The 17,345-nt window shown below is 42.2% G+C and carries 20 protein-coding genes; 8 read left to right on the top strand and 12 right to left on the bottom strand.

All coding sequences use genetic code 11. The features are described 5' to 3' along the window. Window positions 1–139: 139 nt before the first annotated feature. The 3 genes from MHH50_RS16585 to MHH50_RS16595 all read right to left on the bottom strand — a co-directional run bounded on the left by MHH50_RS16585 (window position 140) and on the right by MHH50_RS16595 (window position 3,242). Window positions 140–316 (bottom strand): hypothetical protein, encoded by a 177-nt coding sequence (locus MHH50_RS16585; RefSeq protein WP_169744776.1) that lies wholly within the window; start codon window positions 314–316, stop codon window positions 140–142. A 223-nt stretch (window positions 317–539) separates the two neighbouring features. Then, entirely contained in the window at window positions 540–1,829 is a 1,290-nt protein-coding gene (locus tag MHH50_RS16590; RefSeq protein ID WP_081386226.1) for a hypothetical protein, read from the bottom strand. A gap of 30 nt (window positions 1,830–1,859) precedes the next feature. Beyond that, window positions 1,860–3,242, bottom strand: a complete 1,383-nt coding sequence (locus tag MHH50_RS16595) for an amino acid permease (protein WP_076302576.1) — start codon at window positions 3,240–3,242, stop codon at window positions 1,860–1,862. A gap of 172 nt (window positions 3,243–3,414) precedes the next feature. Here MHH50_RS16595 and MHH50_RS16600 point away from each other — a divergent pair, with 172 nt between their 5' ends. Next, on the top strand, window positions 3,415–4,338 hold the full coding sequence (locus MHH50_RS16600; protein ID WP_036687562.1) for an L-lactate dehydrogenase: 924 nt from the start codon (window positions 3,415–3,417) through the stop codon (window positions 4,336–4,338). A gap of 191 nt (window positions 4,339–4,529) precedes the next feature. On the opposite strand, the gene MHH50_RS16605 is transcribed toward MHH50_RS16600, so the two are convergent. The 3 genes from MHH50_RS16605 to MHH50_RS16615 all read right to left on the bottom strand — a co-directional run bounded on the left by MHH50_RS16605 (window position 4,530) and on the right by MHH50_RS16615 (window position 7,450). Next, window positions 4,530–5,501, bottom strand: a complete 972-nt coding sequence (locus MHH50_RS16605; protein WP_254848918.1) for a glycosyl hydrolase family 53 — start codon at window positions 5,499–5,501, stop codon at window positions 4,530–4,532. A gap of 112 nt (window positions 5,502–5,613) precedes the next feature. Then, window positions 5,614–6,519, bottom strand: a complete 906-nt coding sequence (locus MHH50_RS16610; RefSeq protein ID WP_312149448.1) for a tyrosine-type recombinase/integrase — start codon at window positions 6,517–6,519, stop codon at window positions 5,614–5,616. A 28-nt stretch (window positions 6,520–6,547) separates the two neighbouring features. Beyond that, entirely contained in the window at window positions 6,548–7,450 is a 903-nt protein-coding gene (locus MHH50_RS16615; RefSeq protein ID WP_076133707.1) for a LysR family transcriptional regulator, read from the bottom strand. 128 nt (window positions 7,451–7,578) lie between these two features. Between MHH50_RS16615 and MHH50_RS16620 the strand changes: the two genes are divergently transcribed. The 3 genes from MHH50_RS16620 to MHH50_RS16630 all read left to right on the top strand — a co-directional run bounded on the left by MHH50_RS16620 (window position 7,579) and on the right by MHH50_RS16630 (window position 11,559). Continuing rightward, window positions 7,579–8,901 (top strand): amino acid permease, encoded by a 1,323-nt coding sequence (locus MHH50_RS16620; RefSeq protein WP_076217746.1) that lies wholly within the window; start codon window positions 7,579–7,581, stop codon window positions 8,899–8,901. Window positions 8,902–9,099: 198 nt separating this feature from the next. Continuing rightward, complete coding sequence (locus MHH50_RS16625) at window positions 9,100–10,056, top strand: alpha/beta hydrolase (protein ID WP_076277014.1); 957 nt, start codon at window positions 9,100–9,102, stop codon at window positions 10,054–10,056. Window positions 10,057–10,245: 189 nt separating this feature from the next. Continuing rightward, complete coding sequence (locus MHH50_RS16630) at window positions 10,246–11,559, top strand: PQQ-binding-like beta-propeller repeat protein (RefSeq protein WP_340033150.1); 1,314 nt, start codon at window positions 10,246–10,248, stop codon at window positions 11,557–11,559. Window positions 11,560–11,565: 6 nt separating this feature from the next. Here MHH50_RS16630 and MHH50_RS16635 read toward each other — a convergent pair whose 3' ends face one another. The 4 genes from MHH50_RS16635 to MHH50_RS16650 all read right to left on the bottom strand — a co-directional run bounded on the left by MHH50_RS16635 (window position 11,566) and on the right by MHH50_RS16650 (window position 13,229). Then, a complete protein-coding gene (locus tag MHH50_RS16635; protein ID WP_076126717.1) occupies window positions 11,566–11,949 on the bottom strand; it encodes a hypothetical protein in 384 nt (127 codons plus the stop codon). Between the two features lie 157 nt (window positions 11,950–12,106). Continuing rightward, on the bottom strand, window positions 12,107–12,721 hold the full coding sequence (gene gerPC, locus MHH50_RS16640) for a spore germination protein GerPC (RefSeq protein WP_076126719.1): 615 nt from the start codon (window positions 12,719–12,721) through the stop codon (window positions 12,107–12,109). A 42-nt stretch (window positions 12,722–12,763) separates the two neighbouring features. Further along, window positions 12,764–12,991 (bottom strand): spore germination protein GerPB, encoded by a 228-nt coding sequence (locus MHH50_RS16645; RefSeq protein WP_076277016.1) that lies wholly within the window; start codon window positions 12,989–12,991, stop codon window positions 12,764–12,766. Between the two features lie 13 nt (window positions 12,992–13,004). Next, entirely contained in the window at window positions 13,005–13,229 is a 225-nt protein-coding gene (locus MHH50_RS16650) for a spore germination protein (RefSeq protein ID WP_036687577.1), read from the bottom strand. Window positions 13,230–13,343: 114 nt separating this feature from the next. Between MHH50_RS16650 and MHH50_RS16655 the strand changes: the two genes are divergently transcribed. Together MHH50_RS16655 and MHH50_RS16660 are read left to right on the top strand one after the other, a co-directional pair. Then, window positions 13,344–13,802, top strand: a complete 459-nt coding sequence (locus MHH50_RS16655) for an Hsp20/alpha crystallin family protein (protein WP_076126722.1) — start codon at window positions 13,344–13,346, stop codon at window positions 13,800–13,802. A 220-nt stretch (window positions 13,803–14,022) separates the two neighbouring features. Beyond that, window positions 14,023–14,190 (top strand): hypothetical protein, encoded by a 168-nt coding sequence (locus MHH50_RS16660; RefSeq protein WP_175618918.1) that lies wholly within the window; start codon window positions 14,023–14,025, stop codon window positions 14,188–14,190. 121 nt (window positions 14,191–14,311) lie between these two features. Here the strand turns inward: MHH50_RS16660 and MHH50_RS16665 are convergent, their stop codons facing one another. Continuing rightward, window positions 14,312–15,184, bottom strand: a complete 873-nt coding sequence (locus MHH50_RS16665; RefSeq protein WP_081388298.1) for a GNAT family N-acetyltransferase — start codon at window positions 15,182–15,184, stop codon at window positions 14,312–14,314. A 186-nt stretch (window positions 15,185–15,370) separates the two neighbouring features. Here MHH50_RS16665 and MHH50_RS16670 point away from each other — a divergent pair, with 186 nt between their 5' ends. Continuing rightward, complete coding sequence (locus tag MHH50_RS16670; RefSeq protein WP_076184390.1) at window positions 15,371–15,763, top strand: hypothetical protein; 393 nt, start codon at window positions 15,371–15,373, stop codon at window positions 15,761–15,763. 112 nt (window positions 15,764–15,875) lie between these two features. Here MHH50_RS16670 and MHH50_RS16675 read toward each other — a convergent pair whose 3' ends face one another. Continuing rightward, on the bottom strand, window positions 15,876–16,556 hold the full coding sequence (locus tag MHH50_RS16675) for an SDR family NAD(P)-dependent oxidoreductase (protein ID WP_076184391.1): 681 nt from the start codon (window positions 16,554–16,556) through the stop codon (window positions 15,876–15,878). Window positions 16,557–16,709: 153 nt separating this feature from the next. Here MHH50_RS16675 and MHH50_RS16680 point away from each other — a divergent pair, with 153 nt between their 5' ends. Next, entirely contained in the window at window positions 16,710–17,270 is a 561-nt protein-coding gene (locus tag MHH50_RS16680) for a TetR/AcrR family transcriptional regulator (protein WP_076302580.1), read from the top strand. Window positions 17,271–17,345: the final 75 nt, after the last annotated feature.

Raw genomic sequence — 17,345 nt, forward strand, 5'->3', positions numbered from 1 at the left:
TGAGTACTTCTGTACATGTATATGCCTCATCTAGTCCAGAAAGCATTAAATAAGTGAGACTAGATGCAAAAAAGACCACTTCGTTTTCTTAGAAATCAAGAATTCGAGTGGTCTCTATACAGAGTTTTCAGTTATTAAATTAAGCATGAACTAGGTCTAGCAATTTCTTAGTTTCGTCCGTCTGATCGTCTAACATTCCATTCTCAGCCCAGCAAGCTCTGCATTGTTCTTCAGTTTCACAAAGATGAGCGTCATCACAGTTGTAGCAAAGTTGCAAAAGGTTTCTTGTCATATAATCTGTTTCGAATGTTTTCATTGTAATCTCTCCTATTCGATGTCTGAGTTTGTGAAAATTTGAACTTGTTTTCTATGTGTTAAATATATCACAGGATTCTTTAAATGTCATGTGATTTTTTTCACATTTATAAAGAAAATTTTAAATAAGTTTTTTCCTTATATTCAATCATTCACAAACAACAATAAACCCCCACTCTGCTAACAACAAAAGAACCTACCATCAGGCAGGTTCTTATTCCTTATTACATTACACGCCAGCTGATACCACCATTCGTAGTCTGTAACAGTATCGAGCGCTTGTCCTCTTTTTTCTCAATCAAAAGCCACCCCACCTCAGTGGAAAAAAACTGCAGCTTTACAATCTCCGGATATTCCAAAAGCTTAGATCGCAGTACACTGCTCTCTTTAAGCGGTAACCAGGTCGCTCCTTGATCAATCGTATGGTAAAGGGTGTCGCCGAGTATGGTCCAACCGATCTGTGAATTCAAAAAAGTCGGAGCAATTAGACGATTAACACCAGCTTGTGCGTTCAATCCAAAGGAAGCGAATTTCCAATTAGCACCGCCGTTAGCTGTAAAATATCCATGGTAAGTGATCGTTTTTTCTTTATCCTTTTGACAGCCAACAGACATCCAACCAGTAGACTTAGTAGCATCGAAGAACTCCGGTTTGCCAGTAATTACTCGGTCACAATCTTCTAAACGTTCGTTAACTAGAAAAGCTGGCCCGAGGCTCCAGCTCTTACCGCCATCTTTTGTCATAAAGATTTTGGGAAGAGCACCTGTCTGTAGTGTCACAAATCCATGTGTACTATTGCGAAAAATCATTCCAGTGGTGACCCCGGCAAACGGTATCGAATCATTTGGGAAATTCGGATTGTATTGCTCATTCTGCATCACTTCTTCCCAAGTGGCCCCACCGTCTGTCGTTGAAAAAAGTGCCTTGTTCTCTTTATTGGAAGAAGCGTTCCATGAGGTCATCAGCCAACCCTTTCTGGGTGAGTTGAAATATACAGAGGATACTGTATTCACATCTCCTAAAGATGAGATTTTCCAGCTTTGGCCACCATCTGTGGTTCGCAGCACAATCGTTTCTGTCGAGCCAAAAGCACTTCTTATAATCCAACCATGAGATGGATCCGTGAAGAAAATCCCCTTCCCATACACAGGATTGGAGAGGAACTGCACATTTGGTGCTGGTGAAATATTAGCCCAAGTTGCTCCGTTATCCCGGGTCAAGTACAACCGGAGTTCGTTTTTGGTAACCCCCCAGGCCAGACCCTCACTTTCACTAAGCAGCTGAAAATCTGTAAGACGAGTCTGAATTTGATATTTCGGAGCGCTATCATTGTCAATATGATTGGCGTCTGGAGTAATCAGGGTTATCGTCTGACCTTCTTCAGGTGCCTCTGTCGGCTGGGGCTGCTGAGTAGGTTCCGGGGGAGGAGATGAACAAGCCGTGACCACCCACGCTAACAAAATCAGCATCAATATTAATCTTATTCCCTTCAATCCAGCAATCTTAGATGCCAATAACCTCTCTCCTCTCGGATGGATTGAATCTTATTTATGATTCAAATTACTATTACGATAGCCATATAGTGCATAGATTAGAAGTCCAACAACTGTCCAAATTAGAAAACCAATCCAAGTCTCACTTCCTAGATTATACATCAAAATACCACAAGTTGCCGCACTTAACAGCGGAATGAAAGGTACCCAAGGAACTCTGAACCCTCTTTTTAAATCCGGATGAATATATCTAAGCGCGATTACCCCTAAAGACACTACAAAAAAGGCAAACAATGTTCCTATGCTTGTCAGATTTGCCAACCGGTCCAGTGGGATGAAACCCGTTAACACAGCTATTAAGATACCTACCATCCATGTGCTTCGTACAGGTACCTGTGTTTTAGCATTAATCTTAGATAAACTTATGGGCAGCAGGCCATCACGTGAGATGGCAAATAACAGCCGAGTTTGACCGAATAACATCACGAGCAGTACCGTAGTCATTCCCGCAATGGCTCCAACAGAGATCAGACCGGCAATCATATCCTGATTTACAAAGCGAAGCGCATAAGATACAGGATCACTAACATTGAGATCAGTATATGGAACAATACCCGTTAATACGAGTGAGACAAGAACGTACAAGACAGTACAGATAGCAAGGGATGAAATAATTCCAATCGGCAAATCGCGTTGGGGTCTTTTCACCTCTTCAGCAGCGGTTGCTAGCGCATCAAAACCTATGTAGGCAAAAAACACTGTGGCCGCGCCATTGATCACGCCATGGTACCCAAAAGGGAGAAACGGAGTCCAGTTCTCTGGCTTCACATAGAAAAATCCTGTTACGATAAATAGAAGCACCACTGCTATTTTGATAAAAACCATGATTGCGTTAAAGCGTGCCGTTTCTTTGGTTCCCCGAGTCAGTAAATAGGAAATTAACAAAATGATGATTACTGCAGGCAGATTTATTATTGTACCCGCTTGTGCATTATAAGCCCCCGATAGTGCGGTTGGAAGATGTATCCCAAAGCCCTCTAATAACCCCTGAAAATACCCTGACCAACCGCTGCTTACAGCCGCTGCGGCAACTCCGTATTCCAAGACAAGATCCCAGCCTAAGATCCAAGCTAATAGTTCTCCAAAGGCTACATAACTATAAGCATAAGCACTCCCGGAAACAGGAATGGTCGAAGCAAATTCCGAATAACATAATGCCGAGAGCACACAGGCAAACGCCGCTAGTAAAAAAGAAATTATAAGACCAGGACCTGCATGTTCTGCTGCGGCAACTCCTGTCATTACAAAAATACCTGTGCCGATAATGGCTCCTACCCCAAGCATTGTTAGATCCAGGGCACCCAACGTCTTGTTTAACTGCGTCCCCTCAGAACTTGTGGGTATGTGTAGAGCCTTTTTACGAAATAAATCCATCCTTACATTCTCTCCTGTCTAGTCTTGCTAAGATAATGAAATAAAAATCACATTTTAGTATGGCCTTAATTAGGGTAATGCATTAAATAAGATCAGCTTGAAAACACTACCGTTAACGATTATGATGGACAAGATTGAAACCAAAAATTTGAAATATTAAGGAGATGGAGACATGGCCCCCCCAAAACCCAATCGGGTCGTAGTTATCGGTACTGGAGCAGTTGGTACAACTACAGCCTATACATTATTGTTACGTAGACGTATGCCCGAACTCGTACTTATTGACGTTAATCATCAGAAAGCACTTGGCGAAGCACTGGATATGAATCACGGCATGCCTTTTGTCGGTGGTGTGAAGTTATGGGCTGGTACTTATGAAGACTGCCGTGAAGCAGATATCATTATAGTCACTGCCGGTGCATCACAAAAACCGGGAGAAACCCGGATAGATCTGCTTCGTAAAAATATTTCGATTTTTAAAGATATCATTGAAAAAATTACAAAGTATAACCAACATGCCATTCTACTTATTGCAACTAACCCTGTAGATATTCTGTCTTACGCGACTTTGAAAATAAGTGGGTTTGACCGCAGACGTGTAATTGGTTCTGGTACGGTACTTGATAGTGCTCGTTTTCGTTATTTGATCGGTCTTCACAAAGAAATCGATCCTCGCAGTATTCACGGACAGATCATCGGTGAACATGGAGATTCAGAGCTTCCGGTTTGGAGTCTTGCGAATGTAGCTGGGATTGATCTTGGTTTTGACGAAGCAGAACGCGAAGAAATCTTCCAAGATACCAAGAATGCAGCCTATGAAATTATTGATGCCAAAGGCTCAACCTCTTATGCAATAGCTCTTGCACTGGACCGAATTGTAGTCTCCATTCTTCATAATGAAGGCGCCGTGTTGAATGTTTCTACTTTATTAAACAACTATAACGGGGTTTCGGATGTCTATCTCGGTGCACCTTGCGTAGTAGACCGCTCGGGTGTTCGACAGGTACTGGACCTCCCACTCAATGAAACCGAACAGGCTTTATTCCAGAAATCCGCTGAGAAGCTAAAAGCAGAAATAGCTAAGCTAGAATTGTAAGCCAATATGGCTGGAAACAGCCCTTTTTGACTACAAAAGACACAAGAAACCGTCCTTTTTATATGTGGAGCGTTGCCTCCACTATGAAAAGGACGGTTTTTAATATAACACGAATTAACTTAGCCTGCCAATGACAAAAAGATCCTTTAGCAGGCCAGGCTCACCTGAATTTCCGGATCTTTTTTATCAATTTATTTAGTGATAGGTTGCTTGTAATATTCTTTGAGAACTTGTTCGGCTTTTTTGCCATAAATATCAAAACCACGGTCAATGGAAGCCTCTTCCAAGGCATATAATTTCGTGCTCCAGTCCCACCAGAAGTAACCGGCAAACCAAGGTTCATTCCAGAATGCTTCCAGCGCTGACCGATAGAAGTTGGCTTGTTCATCTTCTGAATACGGTAAGTCTGTGTATGTAAAGTCCCATGGCATGGTGGCACATCCATGCGCACTTCGGCATCCAATCTCGATGAATACGAGAGGCTTGCCAAATCGCTCAGAAAGTGACTTAAGCCGCGGTTTCTGCCGCTCCCAACCTGCCAGCATATTCTCATAAGAATCTCCCGGCACGGAAGCTACCGGATAATAAGCGCTGGTTCCGATAAAATCCACCTCATCCAGCCACTCGATTCCTTCTTCTTTGCCATGATTAGCATTATAAATGATCGGCCCTGTATAAAGATTGGTGACCTCTTGAATCAATTGTCTCCATTCCGCAGTTCTAGACTCTGTGCCTACCATTTCGCAGCCGATACAGAACATCTCACATTCAAGCTCTTCCGCCAACTCTGCATAGTGTTTAATGAAATTTGTATAAGAACGGAACCATGCTGCCCAATAAATCTCTCCCTCTTCCGGAAATCCAATCCTAGCTCTCCAAATGCCATCCCTCGAATTCACAACCGGTTTAAGACAAACTTTAAGACCAAGCTGTTTTGCCAGTTGTACCGCATGTGCGAGATCACGATCTGTCACCGTGTAACCGTAATCATAATGAATTTCTGTTGAATGCACTGTGTCTTGCCATGTCCAAAAAGATAAGGCGATCCATTCACTTCCTGTCTCCGCCAGCTTTCTCATCGAATCTTCTGCATATTCTGTGCGGTATTCGCCTCGTTTTGATCCCCAGCCATAAGTCATTCCTTTTAGAAATACATCCTTCACGATTAGGACCTCCTATAAAAAACTCTTAATAACTGTTAGAATAAATCAATACCGTTATAATAACAAGTTATTTTTTGTTATCAATTTTCTAAGGAGGTTTCTTTCTTTTCTATCACAGCTGGATTTGCAATTTAGACATAGCCTCTTCCTTCTCACGACTGGTAATATGTGTGTATACGGTTGTAGTCTGGATCGAGGAGTGACCAAGCAGTTCCTGTACAGTGCGCAGATCTGCCCCTTTTCTCAGCAGCATGGTTGCAAAGGAATGTCGGAGCTTATGACTTGAATACGGACGTCGCTGTGCTGCTGGCACATCCCTTTGGAAACGATCAAAGGTATCTGCTGCAATTTGCTGAATGCCGCGGATCGACAACCTGCGTCCTTTTTGTGAAATGAACATCGCTTCCTCTTTACTGCGCCAAGGATTTAACCTTTCTGCTAACGCAGAGTCGAGAAAAGGCACTACATCCTCGGGAACCGGCACATTACGCCATTTACGCCCCTTCCCAAACACACGGAGGGAATGTCTTTCTACATTATAATCACTCAAATTCAGCGTGTGGACTTCCCCCACCCGAAGCCCCATATAGGACATCAACAAAAAAACTGCTAAATTGCGCTTTTTGTATTTACCATCTATAGAAGATAAAAACCGACCCAGATCACTTTCATCTAAGTAGACCGGCTCACGATTGATCTCCGTTTTGGATTTCTTAATCCCGGCTGCCGGGTTGTTCTGAAGTAATTCCAGCTCGATCAATGCCTTGAAAAAACAGTTAATCGCAGCATGCTTCCGGTTACGGGTCGCATCACTCACTCCACGTTCGCGGACAGAGGTCAAAAAAGAAATGACATGCAGCTTCTTCACCGTCTCAAGCTTTTTACCATTCAGGCTGTCTAAAAATTGTTTCACATCTACTAAATAGGATTTTTGCGTATAGGGAGTGTACCCGGCATCCTTCATCCAGATGAGAAAGGCCTCCAGCCCTTCTTCGTAGTCTTCACACCACTCATTCATGCCTTAGAGCCTCCTTGTTAACGTTGATCTATATTAGACTTCTCCATTGCTCAGCATGTTTTTGTATCGCAAGTAAGAACTCCGTCAGTACGGGCGATTTCCATTTCTTATGATGATAGGCGATCTGCGTCGCCACACGCTGTGATTCATCATTCCAATTCAACCTGGCAAGTTTTCCTTCGGAGAGTTCATTTTTTACAGTAATTAATGGAAGAAAGGCAATGCCAAGATCAGCCATCACACATTGCTTTATCGCCTCGATGCTCCAAAACTCTAACGTGGGGTCAGGAAATACACCGTAACTGTTCAAATGCCGTTCAAATAAAGTCCGGTAGGAACAGCCCGTTTCAGTATGAAGTATGGTCACTCCTTTTAAATGAAGGGGTTCTACCTCAGCAAGGTTTAATAAGGGATGATCTGGCGCTGCGATCAGCGTCATCGGCTCATGTACTAATGTTTCTATATTTAAATCTTTATCTTCCGTCTCAGGTTGCAACAAGAACGCTAAATCCAGTTCACCCGAACGGACAAAATCTGATAGTTCCCAGCAAGCTCCAGGCTTCAGAAGAATTTGAACCTTCGGATATTTAGCGCGAAACTCCTTAATAATACCTGGTAAGCGAAAAGCAGCTAGAGATTCAGGAGCCCCAATCCGTAAAGAACCCGTAAGCTCACTATCCGAGCGTAACGCGTCCTCTGCTAAAGTGTGCATTCTGGATATTTCCTGAGCGAACGGGAGCAACCGACGCCCTGCGTCGGTTAGGATAATCTTTTTACTGATCCGATCAAATAATGGCTGACCAATTTCAGACTCTAGTGCTTGGATTTGTGCAGTAATACTGGACTGTGCATAATCAAGCTTCTGTGCTGCTCTAGTAAAACTGCCCGTCTCCACTACCACTAAAAAGGTAAAAAGATGACGTGACTCCATGAATTTCCCCCTAAATGAAAATGAACCATCGGAATATCGAATGGATACTATTCAAAAATTCTGTTTTTCCAATGGATCTATTATCTGCTACTCTAGAACAAAAGACAAGGAAAGCAGGATAAAAAAACATGAAGGAATCCGGTTCAAACACTTTACAAAAAAACATTGGCATGCCTCAGGCTATTGCCCTTTACATCGGGGCTGTGTTGGGTTCTGGGGTCTTAATTGTTCCTGGTTTAGCTGCAGAAATGGCGGGTCCCGCTTCATTACTGGCGTGGGGATTTATGTCGTTGCTGATTTTGCCGATGGCCTTATCAATGGGTCTGCTCTCTGCTAAATTCCCTAACGCTGGAGGCGTGTCCCATTTTGTAACGCTTGCTTTTGGTCCAAAAGCTGGCTCACTGGTAGGTTGGTTCTTTCTGATGTCCGTTCCGATTGGCGCACCTGTTGCTGCACTGACTGGAGCTGGTTATATGACCGCCGCTATGGGCTGGGACGAATCTGCAAGAATTACTATTGCCGCTATTATGTTGGTCATTGGCCTGATTACGAACTGGATTGGTATGCAGGTAGCTGGAAAGGTACAAATAGCGGTAGTTATAGCGATTGTTGCTGTGCTGGTCTTCTCCTTTGCTACTGCACTGCCCCGTATGGAAGTCGAACACTTCACTCCCTTTATCCCACATGGATGGATGAGCATTGGCCAGGCTGCTGCAATCTTATTCTGGTGTTTTATTGGCTGGGAGGCTGTCTCACACCTATCTGAGGAGTTCAAGGACCCACAGCGTGCCGCCGTTAAAGGAGTAACTATCGCCGCTATTATAGTAGGGATTCTATATTTTCTCTCCGCACTAGCAACTGTTGGTACACAAAGCTACCTCAAAGGTGGATCAAGCACTTCACTCGTCTGGATTATTAGTCAGCCTCTTGGGCGCTGGGGAGGATTTATTGCCGGACTTACCGGTCTGTTCATCTGTACAGCCACAATTATTGCCTATGCAGGAGCTGCCTCACGTGTGGCTTATGCTTTATCCCGCCAAGGCTCTGCGCCGAAATGGATGGGTAAAATATCCAAACAGTATCATACCCCTATCGGTGGCATAGCTTTTCTTCTGCTCTGTTTTGTATCGGTGATGACGCTATATGGCAGCGGGTCCCTCTCCATCACCACTCTGATCCAGTTTCCGAATGCTACTTTTATCCTGACTTATATCGGAGGTTGTGCTGCAGGAATACGTCTGCTCAAAGGAAGTCGCTTAGGTGTGACGATAAGTTGGATTTCCTTTTTAGCAACAGCTGCTGTGTTTCCTTTTACGGGCTGGGCAATAGGCTATCCGCTACTCATTACTTTGGTATTCGTTTGGATTATCCGTAATAAGCGTAAACAGAGGATGCGTGTCACTGAAGAGATTGGTCCTAAAATGCATGAGGAACAACAAAAGGTGTTGTAAGGCTCTAACTGCGTTTGAACCTCTCCCTAAGGAATAGTTGTACTGGTGTCCGAAACCGTGCTCAATAGGCGATAAATGTGCAAATAGCGTCAAATCTCTAACTACTTCTAAACTGGCATTCGTTTCAGCAGCTGCTTAGATGGTTATGGAATGAAGAGGGTATACTAGACTATGACCAGTCAAAGGAGACGATAAATCATGCCAAACAAAACTAAGATCATTCTTGAGCCAGCTGCTCAAAAATTTGCTGATGATAATGCGAAACCTCCCTTTCTACCTGACCTTGGGCCAGAAAAGGGCCGTGAAACGGTAGATAGCGTACAATCCAGTGAGATATATAAACCTGAAGTTGATATTGAAGATCTAATGGTGCCAGGTGGACCTAACGGTGATGTTTCCATAAGAATCGTTCGTCCCCCAAGCTCCTCATCAGCGTCGCTGCCTGTTATCCTGTACATTCATGGCGCAGGCTGGGTGTTTGGGAATGCTCATACCCATGATCGCCTGATCCGTGAACTAGCTGTCGGAGCGGAGGCCGCAATTGTTTTCCCTAATTACAGCCTCTCTCCAGAAGCTAAATATCCTACAGCTATTGAAGAAATCTATGCAGTACTCCAGTGGACAGCTGAAAAAGGAAGCGAGCACGGATTAGATACTAGCAAGCTTTCTATAGCCGGAGACAGTGTTGGTGGGAATATGGCCGCTGCTATTACTCTAATGGCTAAAGAACGGAGTGGGCCGAAGATAGCGAAACAACTATTATTCTATCCGGTAACGGATGCCTCGTTTGATACTGAATCCTATCATGAGTTCGCCAAAGGCTATTTCTTGCAGCGGGACGGCATGAAATGGTTCTGGGATCAATATACTACTGACCCTGAGGAACGTAATCAAATCACGGCCTCCCCTCTTCGGGCTAGCCTAGAACAACTACGGGATTTACCAGATGCACTGGTCATTACTGGTGAAGCAGATGTGCTACGGGATGAGGGTGAAGCTTATGCCGCCAAATTGCGGGAAGCTGGCGTGAATGTTACGGCTGTCCGCTTTCAAGGCATCATTCATGATTTTGTCATGCTGAATCCTTTAGCCGAGACTCATGCTAAAAAAGGAGCTATCAAGTTAGCGACAACATGGCTTCGTGAAGGTTTCTAAACAAATCAACTATTGACATATTCCTTTACTAGGCGAATTGGTTACCACAAGAATTCTTGTGCGAAACTGATTCGCTTTTTATTGTTAACATAATATTTATTATGTTAACAAGTGTATTTTTACAATTGAGAAACAAATATCCATTCTCTGCGTCAATATATTATAAATGATGTATAAGGAGCTAAAATCGTGAAATATGTACCGTTTATCCTAAAGACCGTTATATCTTCCTCCTTGCTCGTATCTGGAGCTGGTATATACTTGTCTAGTGCTCAAGCAGCAGTAACAACTCCTGCCTCCTCTTCAACAACCGTCGACTCTATCACCACAATTAAACCCTTATGGCACGACAAGGCAGATGGTCAAGGAATTTATAGCCAACAGGCTCCTATTGCAAATAAATTATTCTATTATTCATCAGGCGGGACACTAAAGGCCGCCGATCTCACCACAGGCAAAGTTAAATGGTCCTACAAAAACGGAACAAATCCTGAGATTATAACGAATAACTCGGTTTTCTTTATCACTTATGAGGGTTATCTTGTAAAAGTTAATGCTCAAACGGGGAAATTGCTTTGGAAGGTTAAGGCTGCCAAAGATCCGATCGAGATCGGTGCTTTCGCGGAGTTAGTTAACGGAGTGATATACTTCCGGAACGAGCATGGTGGAATTGCAGCTTATCATCCGGTTACTGGTAAAAAGATCTGGGAGAATAAAGACATCCCTATGTATGTAGGAAGTATCGACGGTCTTTATAACGGGGTATTGGTAGTATCCAGTACCGTTGATAATAGACGCACACAGTTTTTCGGTCTCGATCCGGCTACAGGCAAGAAGTTATGGAGAATTCAGGGATTTTATAGCTTTGTTGCTTACCGGGATGGTGAATTATTACTCCGCGAACAAGCCAATGCTGCAAATGATGCCTCTAATGTGCCTCTTAAAGGCTATCAGTTGACCCTGGTACATGTTGATGTTAAAACTGGAAAAGCGAAGACCAATAAGAACTATAAACCGCTCGAAGATGTCAGTAGACTCGGTAATTATTTCACATCACTTCAAGGCTCGTATCTATATACAGTCGATGGAGGTTTAGACCAATGGGGTGGTCATCCACTATACCGCTTTACCTTAGGTCAAGAAACAACGAGTGAACCCAAAAGTTATCAGGAGTACGGAAATTGGGTGGCTGGACCAGTAAATAACATGGCTTTTTTCCAAAAGGGTGCACAGATCACTGGCGTTCAAATGAACGATAATCGCATTATAAGCTTCAACGGACCGGACAGTCCAGCGCTTAGTGTTCAATTGATCGGTAAGGGGATTTACACTGGCTATGAGAATGGCTACTTCTATATCATAAATGCAGAAACAGGCAAAGCGCTTGGCAAAGTAAAGACCGGAGCACAACAATACGGCACACTATTTAGTGCGAATGGTATTCTCTACATCCAGACGGAGCATGATATATTCGCGATTTCCCTGCCAAAAGAATTAAAATAGTTGTTGTTACTCCTCATCTTTTGCAGCCACTTCTCGTTTAAACTCACTGGTTCGACTCTCCAGATGAACTGACCCGCTGTTTCCAATCTGGAAGGTCGTGCCAGACCCAATCGACAGAATTTTTATATATTGTATATTAATCATTGATTCTGCGGAATCCTTTAATATCACAAATTCATCCGCTTCATTCCCTTGCTTAGTCCATACAGGGATAGGGATGTCTATGAGTGTAGTATCTTTCGGGTGATTATTAATCTCCCTTATGTTAAAAAGATAATTCTCCTTGCTTCCCAGGAATTTAGATTGAACCCGGTCTACAGATCCACAAATAAAAATAGAACTGTCGGACAGATTGTTGATATAAACATCTTGTATGCGTGAGGTGTGCATAGGTTAACTGCCTTTTTTGACTTGATCTGGCGCGCTCTGAGTATATTCTATTACGCTGTCAAACGCCGAGGAGCAATGAATGGATTGAGTATCCCCTACTAAAAATACTGATGAACCCGAGATCGAAACGACTTTCACTGCATTGACACTAATATCTCTATTGATCACCGTTATCTTCATTCGTCTCCCGCCTTCCGGTTATATTTATTTCCAAATGCCGCTCTACTGCCATAACGATATCTCGTTTGATTTGCTCTACAATAGAAGCGCATTCCTCATCAGTGTATCCACGCCCTTCTTCTGTGGCAGGGAGTTGGTTTACATACTCGTTAATCCGTCCATCCATTTGATTCAGCAGATCCTGAGTCACCATTTGGATATATTGCTCATCAATGCTTAAATTCTTCTCTTTTTCTAAACGTGAAAATTGCGAGGGAACCTCTTCTTGCACATACTTCAAAATCTGTGGGCGAATCTGATCCGATAAGGCAGTTGTACCATCCTCCCGCTCCCCTATAGGTTTACCGTTGATCATCGCTTCATCCAGATTGTTTCCCTCATTCGGTGTAATGCCTATATTTAAAGTGCCTTCCAGCTTTTCGATTTTTAATTGTTCAAAATGATAATTGATAGGTCCTATACTTGCAGATTTATTGTTCTTTATGCTGTCTACATCGCCTTGCAAATCGCGAAGCTGCTTCTCTAACTGTTGAATCTTCTCCGCTTGCAATCTTAGTGTATTAAAAACCTGCTGAGCGTAATACGGATGCATACAACCCCCTCCTATGGTTTATTGTATGCGGGGACAAAGAGCCTAATTCAGATGTGCATATAGTTCCGCCGCTGGCGGTAAGGATACAAGGGGTGAAGCCATTTTTTCCGCTGGAGTCGTTGGAGCCGATGATGGAGCTCCAGAGGTCTCATAATTATGAGACAAAGTATTAATTCGTCCCGATGTACCAATCTGAAGTACCGAGGAATTAGAGATAGTGCCGATTTTTAGATTATAGATCGATATGCATTGATATACCGTAATGTTCATTTAAACCCCACCCTTAAGGAGGTGATACTTGATCCACCACATCTGAATCCATCGTATTTGTACTGCTGGCCGCATTATTCGTTATATTCGTACCTATAGAGTCACCTATGGAGAAGGAGTTGGCACCGGCATAAATTTTAGAGTTGCTGCTCAGGATAACGGATGCCGTATTTCCTACTAAGACTGTGGAGCTGGGGCCTACGCTATTGATTTTAATATTGCCGATGATTGAAACCACCAAACCACTCCTCCTTTCGGAATGATAAGCTATTCTATGTAGATATTCGCCCAGATGTCACTGAATAAGTCAAACGCCCATACAATGGATAAAAACCGTAGGAGGCGCAGAGCTATGAGTCCCAATAAGACGAACCCTTTAGATTGGATGAATGAAGATCCCTTTTTTAAGAAAAAGTTATCCTTGAAAGCTCTTGAAGAGCAGTGGAAGTTGGATCCTAACCAAATTGACGGGTATGTCGAAAAAGTAATCCGTGAAGCAACTGCAGCGACCTCCTCTTCATTTATGAACGAAACCACAAGTTTAAGTTTTGAGCATATCGACACTCATAATCACCTGATTACCAAAATTCGTATTCCAAACGGAATTCACCCCGAAAGTATATGGGCACAAATCAATCGCACACAAATTAAATTAACAGGTTTAGGAAAAGATCATAGCGAGATTATTCAGTTGCCAGTTCCCGTCATTCCAGATCAGAGCAGAGGCACTTATAAACAAGGTTCCCTGCAATTCAGAATGCCTAAAATGTCAGCGGGAAGATTCAAAGACATCGACATCCGTTATTTATAAAATATTCCTTTAAAATCCACCTGTTTTACTCGTCCAAGTGCCCCATTCCCCCTAAAAAAACGCCTTAAAATCAAAACAGCGTATAATTTAAGTTATACGCTGTTTTTTGAGGGTGTTTTTTGCCCCTTTTTCATCCGATTTTCTATTCTTTTCGCTCTTCGAACTTTAAGTTCCTCTTGGTCATAAGATGGAGTATTAAGAGTAAAGGTGGGGGCAAATCATGTCTAAAAACAAACGCGGCAAAGCACTTTGGCGCATTCCATCCCGGGCCAGAGGAACATGTCCGATCTGTGGAAGCACACGTATTAAGCTGTTGTACTTCGGGAAAGGCATTTCAGGTGAAAAGCTTAACGTATGTAAAAAATGTGATGGGAAGCAAAAGGTATGAAAGCATTTAGCAGATAATTCACAGAACGGGTTACCAAATAAAGTGCGACCTTAACCTCGAACCTAAGCTCGACAAAAAAGCTATCGCACTTTGCTTGGTAATCCTTCACTTTCAAAAACTTTTATAGTTCAATCCGATATCGTCTTTCCTCATTCGTTAGAATGAATCCGACAGATTCATATAGCCGTAATGCAGAATCATTTTCCGTAAGCACCATCAGAGATGCCTCTTCCAGTCCGTGGGTTCTAAAATAGCTTAATGCTTGAAAAAGCATGTACTTAGCAATTCCGGATCTTCTCCATGGCTCAAGTACAAATACATTTTCGATGTAGCCACCCTTCTCTTCCTGCCAGACCATTAAGCTACCCGCAACCTTCTCCCCTTCTCGAACAACAAGTGATGTCCAGAGCGGATTTTGTTTAAATTCAGCTAACCGTTCTTTCCCTAGCGGAGTTTCCGGCCAAATCTCAGCTTCTAATTCCAAATAATGCTCGTCTTCTTCAGGCGTCTCCATATTCCAGGTTGCGAACTCAAGTTCCTTAGCCAGAGTGGGTTCAGACAAGCCATCACTTAGATTGTGCTTCATCTTAAATAAGCTATTATAATGAGAGAAGCCCTTCACTTTTTCGAAAAATTGAGTATTCAAGACTTCTGCCGAATCGTTCCCTACACATAGAGTGGTTTTGTAATCCTTTGATAACGTTTCTTTTAATTCGAGTGCTCTTAATAAGAGTGACTGATAAACTTTTTCTAATAAATCATAATCGCCTTCACGTTCTGGTATTGTTTTTAAGTTCAGGTAGATCGAATGTCTGCTATCCTTGGAACGGCCAGGTGGCACAATATTGATGATGCTCACTTGACCTTTGGCCACCATTTTACCGTCCTCGAAAGCGCAATATACATTTTCCCAATTTTCCTCTGTGCCAACCCACCAAAAAACAACATTCCCCTTTGAAGATACTGTGTTATAAAGTTCACCAAGTAATGGCATGTCACCTTGTTCAAAATGACGGATAGTAGTCAATACAAAACCCCTTTTCAAATCATTAATATGGAATATATTTATAATAACATGCAAGTCCACGCTTGATTTGGTAATGAATTTTTATAACTAACTTCTCCTTGTTGTAACATTTTTTAAGTAACCCCTGTCTTACTTATATAGGGGGACTGAAGGATGAGAAAACGATTTTTTATAGGGATTACGATATTTCTGATTACTTGTGGAGTTGCTCTTGGTGTTGGGACGATATCAAATCTTCTGAGTCCGTTTAAAAGCTTCTCAGTCATCGTAGATAATCAATCCGATGTTGATATTAGCTCTATCGAAGTAGGATTAATTCGTGCGGATTCAAAGAAATTGTATACAAGTCCAATAAAAGCAGGACAAAAGAAAAAATTCAAACCAAAATTGAGTTTAAATGGTGAAGGTGCTATATATCTTCGATATACCAACTCTAACGGACAGTCTAAAGAACAAACCGTGTGCGGTTATACCGAATATTTATCAGGTCATTCCAAAGTCACGATTACTAATGAACGCACAACCGTTGTTCAGCAATGTAATTAAATCCATTCACATCTGACCTTCAATTCTGCTTCACTCTGATGAGAGATATGTCTTCTAATAGGATAAAAAGCCGCCATTAAGGCGACTTGCTAATCAAATAAGATTTAGTTTTTTAATTTGGAAGATGGGTCGGATCCAATCCTAGAGGGAATACTTCCTCAAAGTTATCTTGCTTTTCATATAAGCTATACCAAGTCTCTGCAATAACATCAGGATCACCAGCTGTTCCTGCTTGTATCATTGTCCCTATGGAAAGATGGCCGACAAATACTCCTTTATCTATTAACTCATTGTGTAACGCAGTAGCATAATTTCGTATACCAGACATAACAATGCCGCCATTTCCTACAAAAGGCAAAGGGAACATAGCAGAAATACCAGTGGTAAAAAGAATGGCTCCTGATCCTCTATGGATCATATTGGGTAATACTTCATTAACCGAAAGAACGGCGGGCAGCAAGTAACTGTTTATTTGTTCCAACACACTTTGAGGTGTAGTTTCCAGCACATGAGTGAATTTATCCCACCCTGCATACGGACTGAACTCTAGTACATCGATTGAACCAAACTCTTTTATTATCGCTTGAAAGACTTGTTTTAGAGCTGCTAAATCTGTCACATCCGCTACAAAAGATTGTGCTTCAATATTAAGTTTCTTAAGTTCACTAATGATCATTGATAATTTCTCGGGATTGCGTGAAATGACAGCCACCCTAAATCCATTAACTCCGAATTTTTTAGCTAGAGACAATCCTAACCCAGGCCCTGCACCCACGATAACAATATTTCTCATTTTTGATGAACTCCTTTTCTATGATATATTAAAGTAACAGCTGTTGCTTTAATTGCTAATATACAGCTACTAATTTAATGTATCAATCAACAATCAACCTGCAAATGTTGCTATAGCAACAAAATTGCTAAATTGTTGGGTAGGAGTGAAGTAATGGCTACTAAAGTAAACAATATTCGGCTGACACAGACTAAACAGTCTTTAATTGACTCCTTTTTACGGTTAGTTTCCCTGAAGGATTTTGAGAAAATAACAATCGTCGATATAACAAAGGGAGCTAAAGTTAATCGAGCCACGTTCTATGCGCACTTTAATGATAAATATGAATTATTGGATTATATTATGGGTGATTCGGCATCCGCTGCTATTGTAAAACATACTGAAGGTGAAATTAAATTCGATCAAGAAGGCATCACTCAACTCGTATTATCGGTATTCGATTTCTATCAGCAACCAAACATACAATGCCGCAGCAGTTATATAGGGATGGTTGTCCCTCAATTGAAAGAGAAGATTATAAATGAGCTGAAGGTTCACTTATCTAACGCTTTAGGAGATATCTACCCAGATCACGGGAAAAGCTTTTATGTACCGATCATCGCACAAATGATCCATGAAGGTGTCTATCAATGGGTAACAGGGAATAATACTATAAATCAACAAGAAGTCGCCGAGAGAATTTCATCATTAGTCTTACGTGGGCTGCAATCGTAATTTAAAATCAGAAGATTCCTCAGACCTTTCCGCTGCCTGAACACTAAGGGGCCGAGTACGTCATTTTACAGACGA

Origin of the sequence: Paenibacillus sp. FSL H3-0302, assembly GCF_037982245.1 — a bacterium.
GTDB classification, from domain to species: domain Bacteria; phylum Bacillota; class Bacilli; order Paenibacillales; family Paenibacillaceae; genus Paenibacillus_AQ; species Paenibacillus_AQ odorifer.

Excerpts from the sequence above, each read along its gene's own strand:
- MHH50_RS16585 (WP_169744776.1), bottom strand. The coding sequence starts at position 316 with ATGAAAACATTCGAAACAGATTATATGACAAGAAACCTTTTGCAACTT.
- MHH50_RS16595 (WP_076302576.1), bottom strand. The coding sequence starts at position 3,242 with ATGGATTTATTTCGTAAAAAGGCTCTACACATACCCACAAGTTCTGAG.
- MHH50_RS16600 (WP_036687562.1), top strand. The coding sequence starts at position 3,415 with ATGGCCCCCCCAAAACCCAATCGGGTCGTAGTTATCGGTACTGGAGCA.
- MHH50_RS16610 (WP_312149448.1), bottom strand. The coding sequence starts at position 6,519 with ATGAATGAGTGGTGTGAAGACTACGAAGAAGGGCTGGAGGCCTTTCTC.
- MHH50_RS16615 (WP_076133707.1), bottom strand. The coding sequence starts at position 7,450 with ATGGAGTCACGTCATCTTTTTACCTTTTTAGTGGTAGTGGAGACGGGC.
- MHH50_RS16620 (WP_076217746.1), top strand. The coding sequence starts at position 7,579 with ATGAAGGAATCCGGTTCAAACACTTTACAAAAAAACATTGGCATGCCT.
- MHH50_RS16625 (WP_076277014.1), top strand. The coding sequence starts at position 9,100 with ATGCCAAACAAAACTAAGATCATTCTTGAGCCAGCTGCTCAAAAATTT.
- MHH50_RS16635 (WP_076126717.1), bottom strand. The coding sequence starts at position 11,949 with ATGCACACCTCACGCATACAAGATGTTTATATCAACAATCTGTCCGAC.
- gerPC (WP_076126719.1), bottom strand. The coding sequence starts at position 12,721 with ATGCATCCGTATTACGCTCAGCAGGTTTTTAATACACTAAGATTGCAA.
- MHH50_RS16645 (WP_076277016.1), bottom strand. The coding sequence starts at position 12,991 with ATGAACATTACGGTATATCAATGCATATCGATCTATAATCTAAAAATC.
- MHH50_RS16655 (WP_076126722.1), top strand. The coding sequence starts at position 13,344 with ATGAGTCCCAATAAGACGAACCCTTTAGATTGGATGAATGAAGATCCC.
- MHH50_RS16660 (WP_175618918.1), top strand. The coding sequence starts at position 14,023 with ATGTCTAAAAACAAACGCGGCAAAGCACTTTGGCGCATTCCATCCCGG.
- MHH50_RS16665 (WP_081388298.1), bottom strand. The coding sequence starts at position 15,184 with ATGCCATTACTTGGTGAACTTTATAACACAGTATCTTCAAAGGGGAAT.
- MHH50_RS16670 (WP_076184390.1), top strand. The coding sequence starts at position 15,371 with ATGAGAAAACGATTTTTTATAGGGATTACGATATTTCTGATTACTTGT.
- MHH50_RS16675 (WP_076184391.1), bottom strand. The coding sequence starts at position 16,556 with ATGAGAAATATTGTTATCGTGGGTGCAGGGCCTGGGTTAGGATTGTCT.
- MHH50_RS16680 (WP_076302580.1), top strand. The coding sequence starts at position 16,710 with ATGGCTACTAAAGTAAACAATATTCGGCTGACACAGACTAAACAGTCT.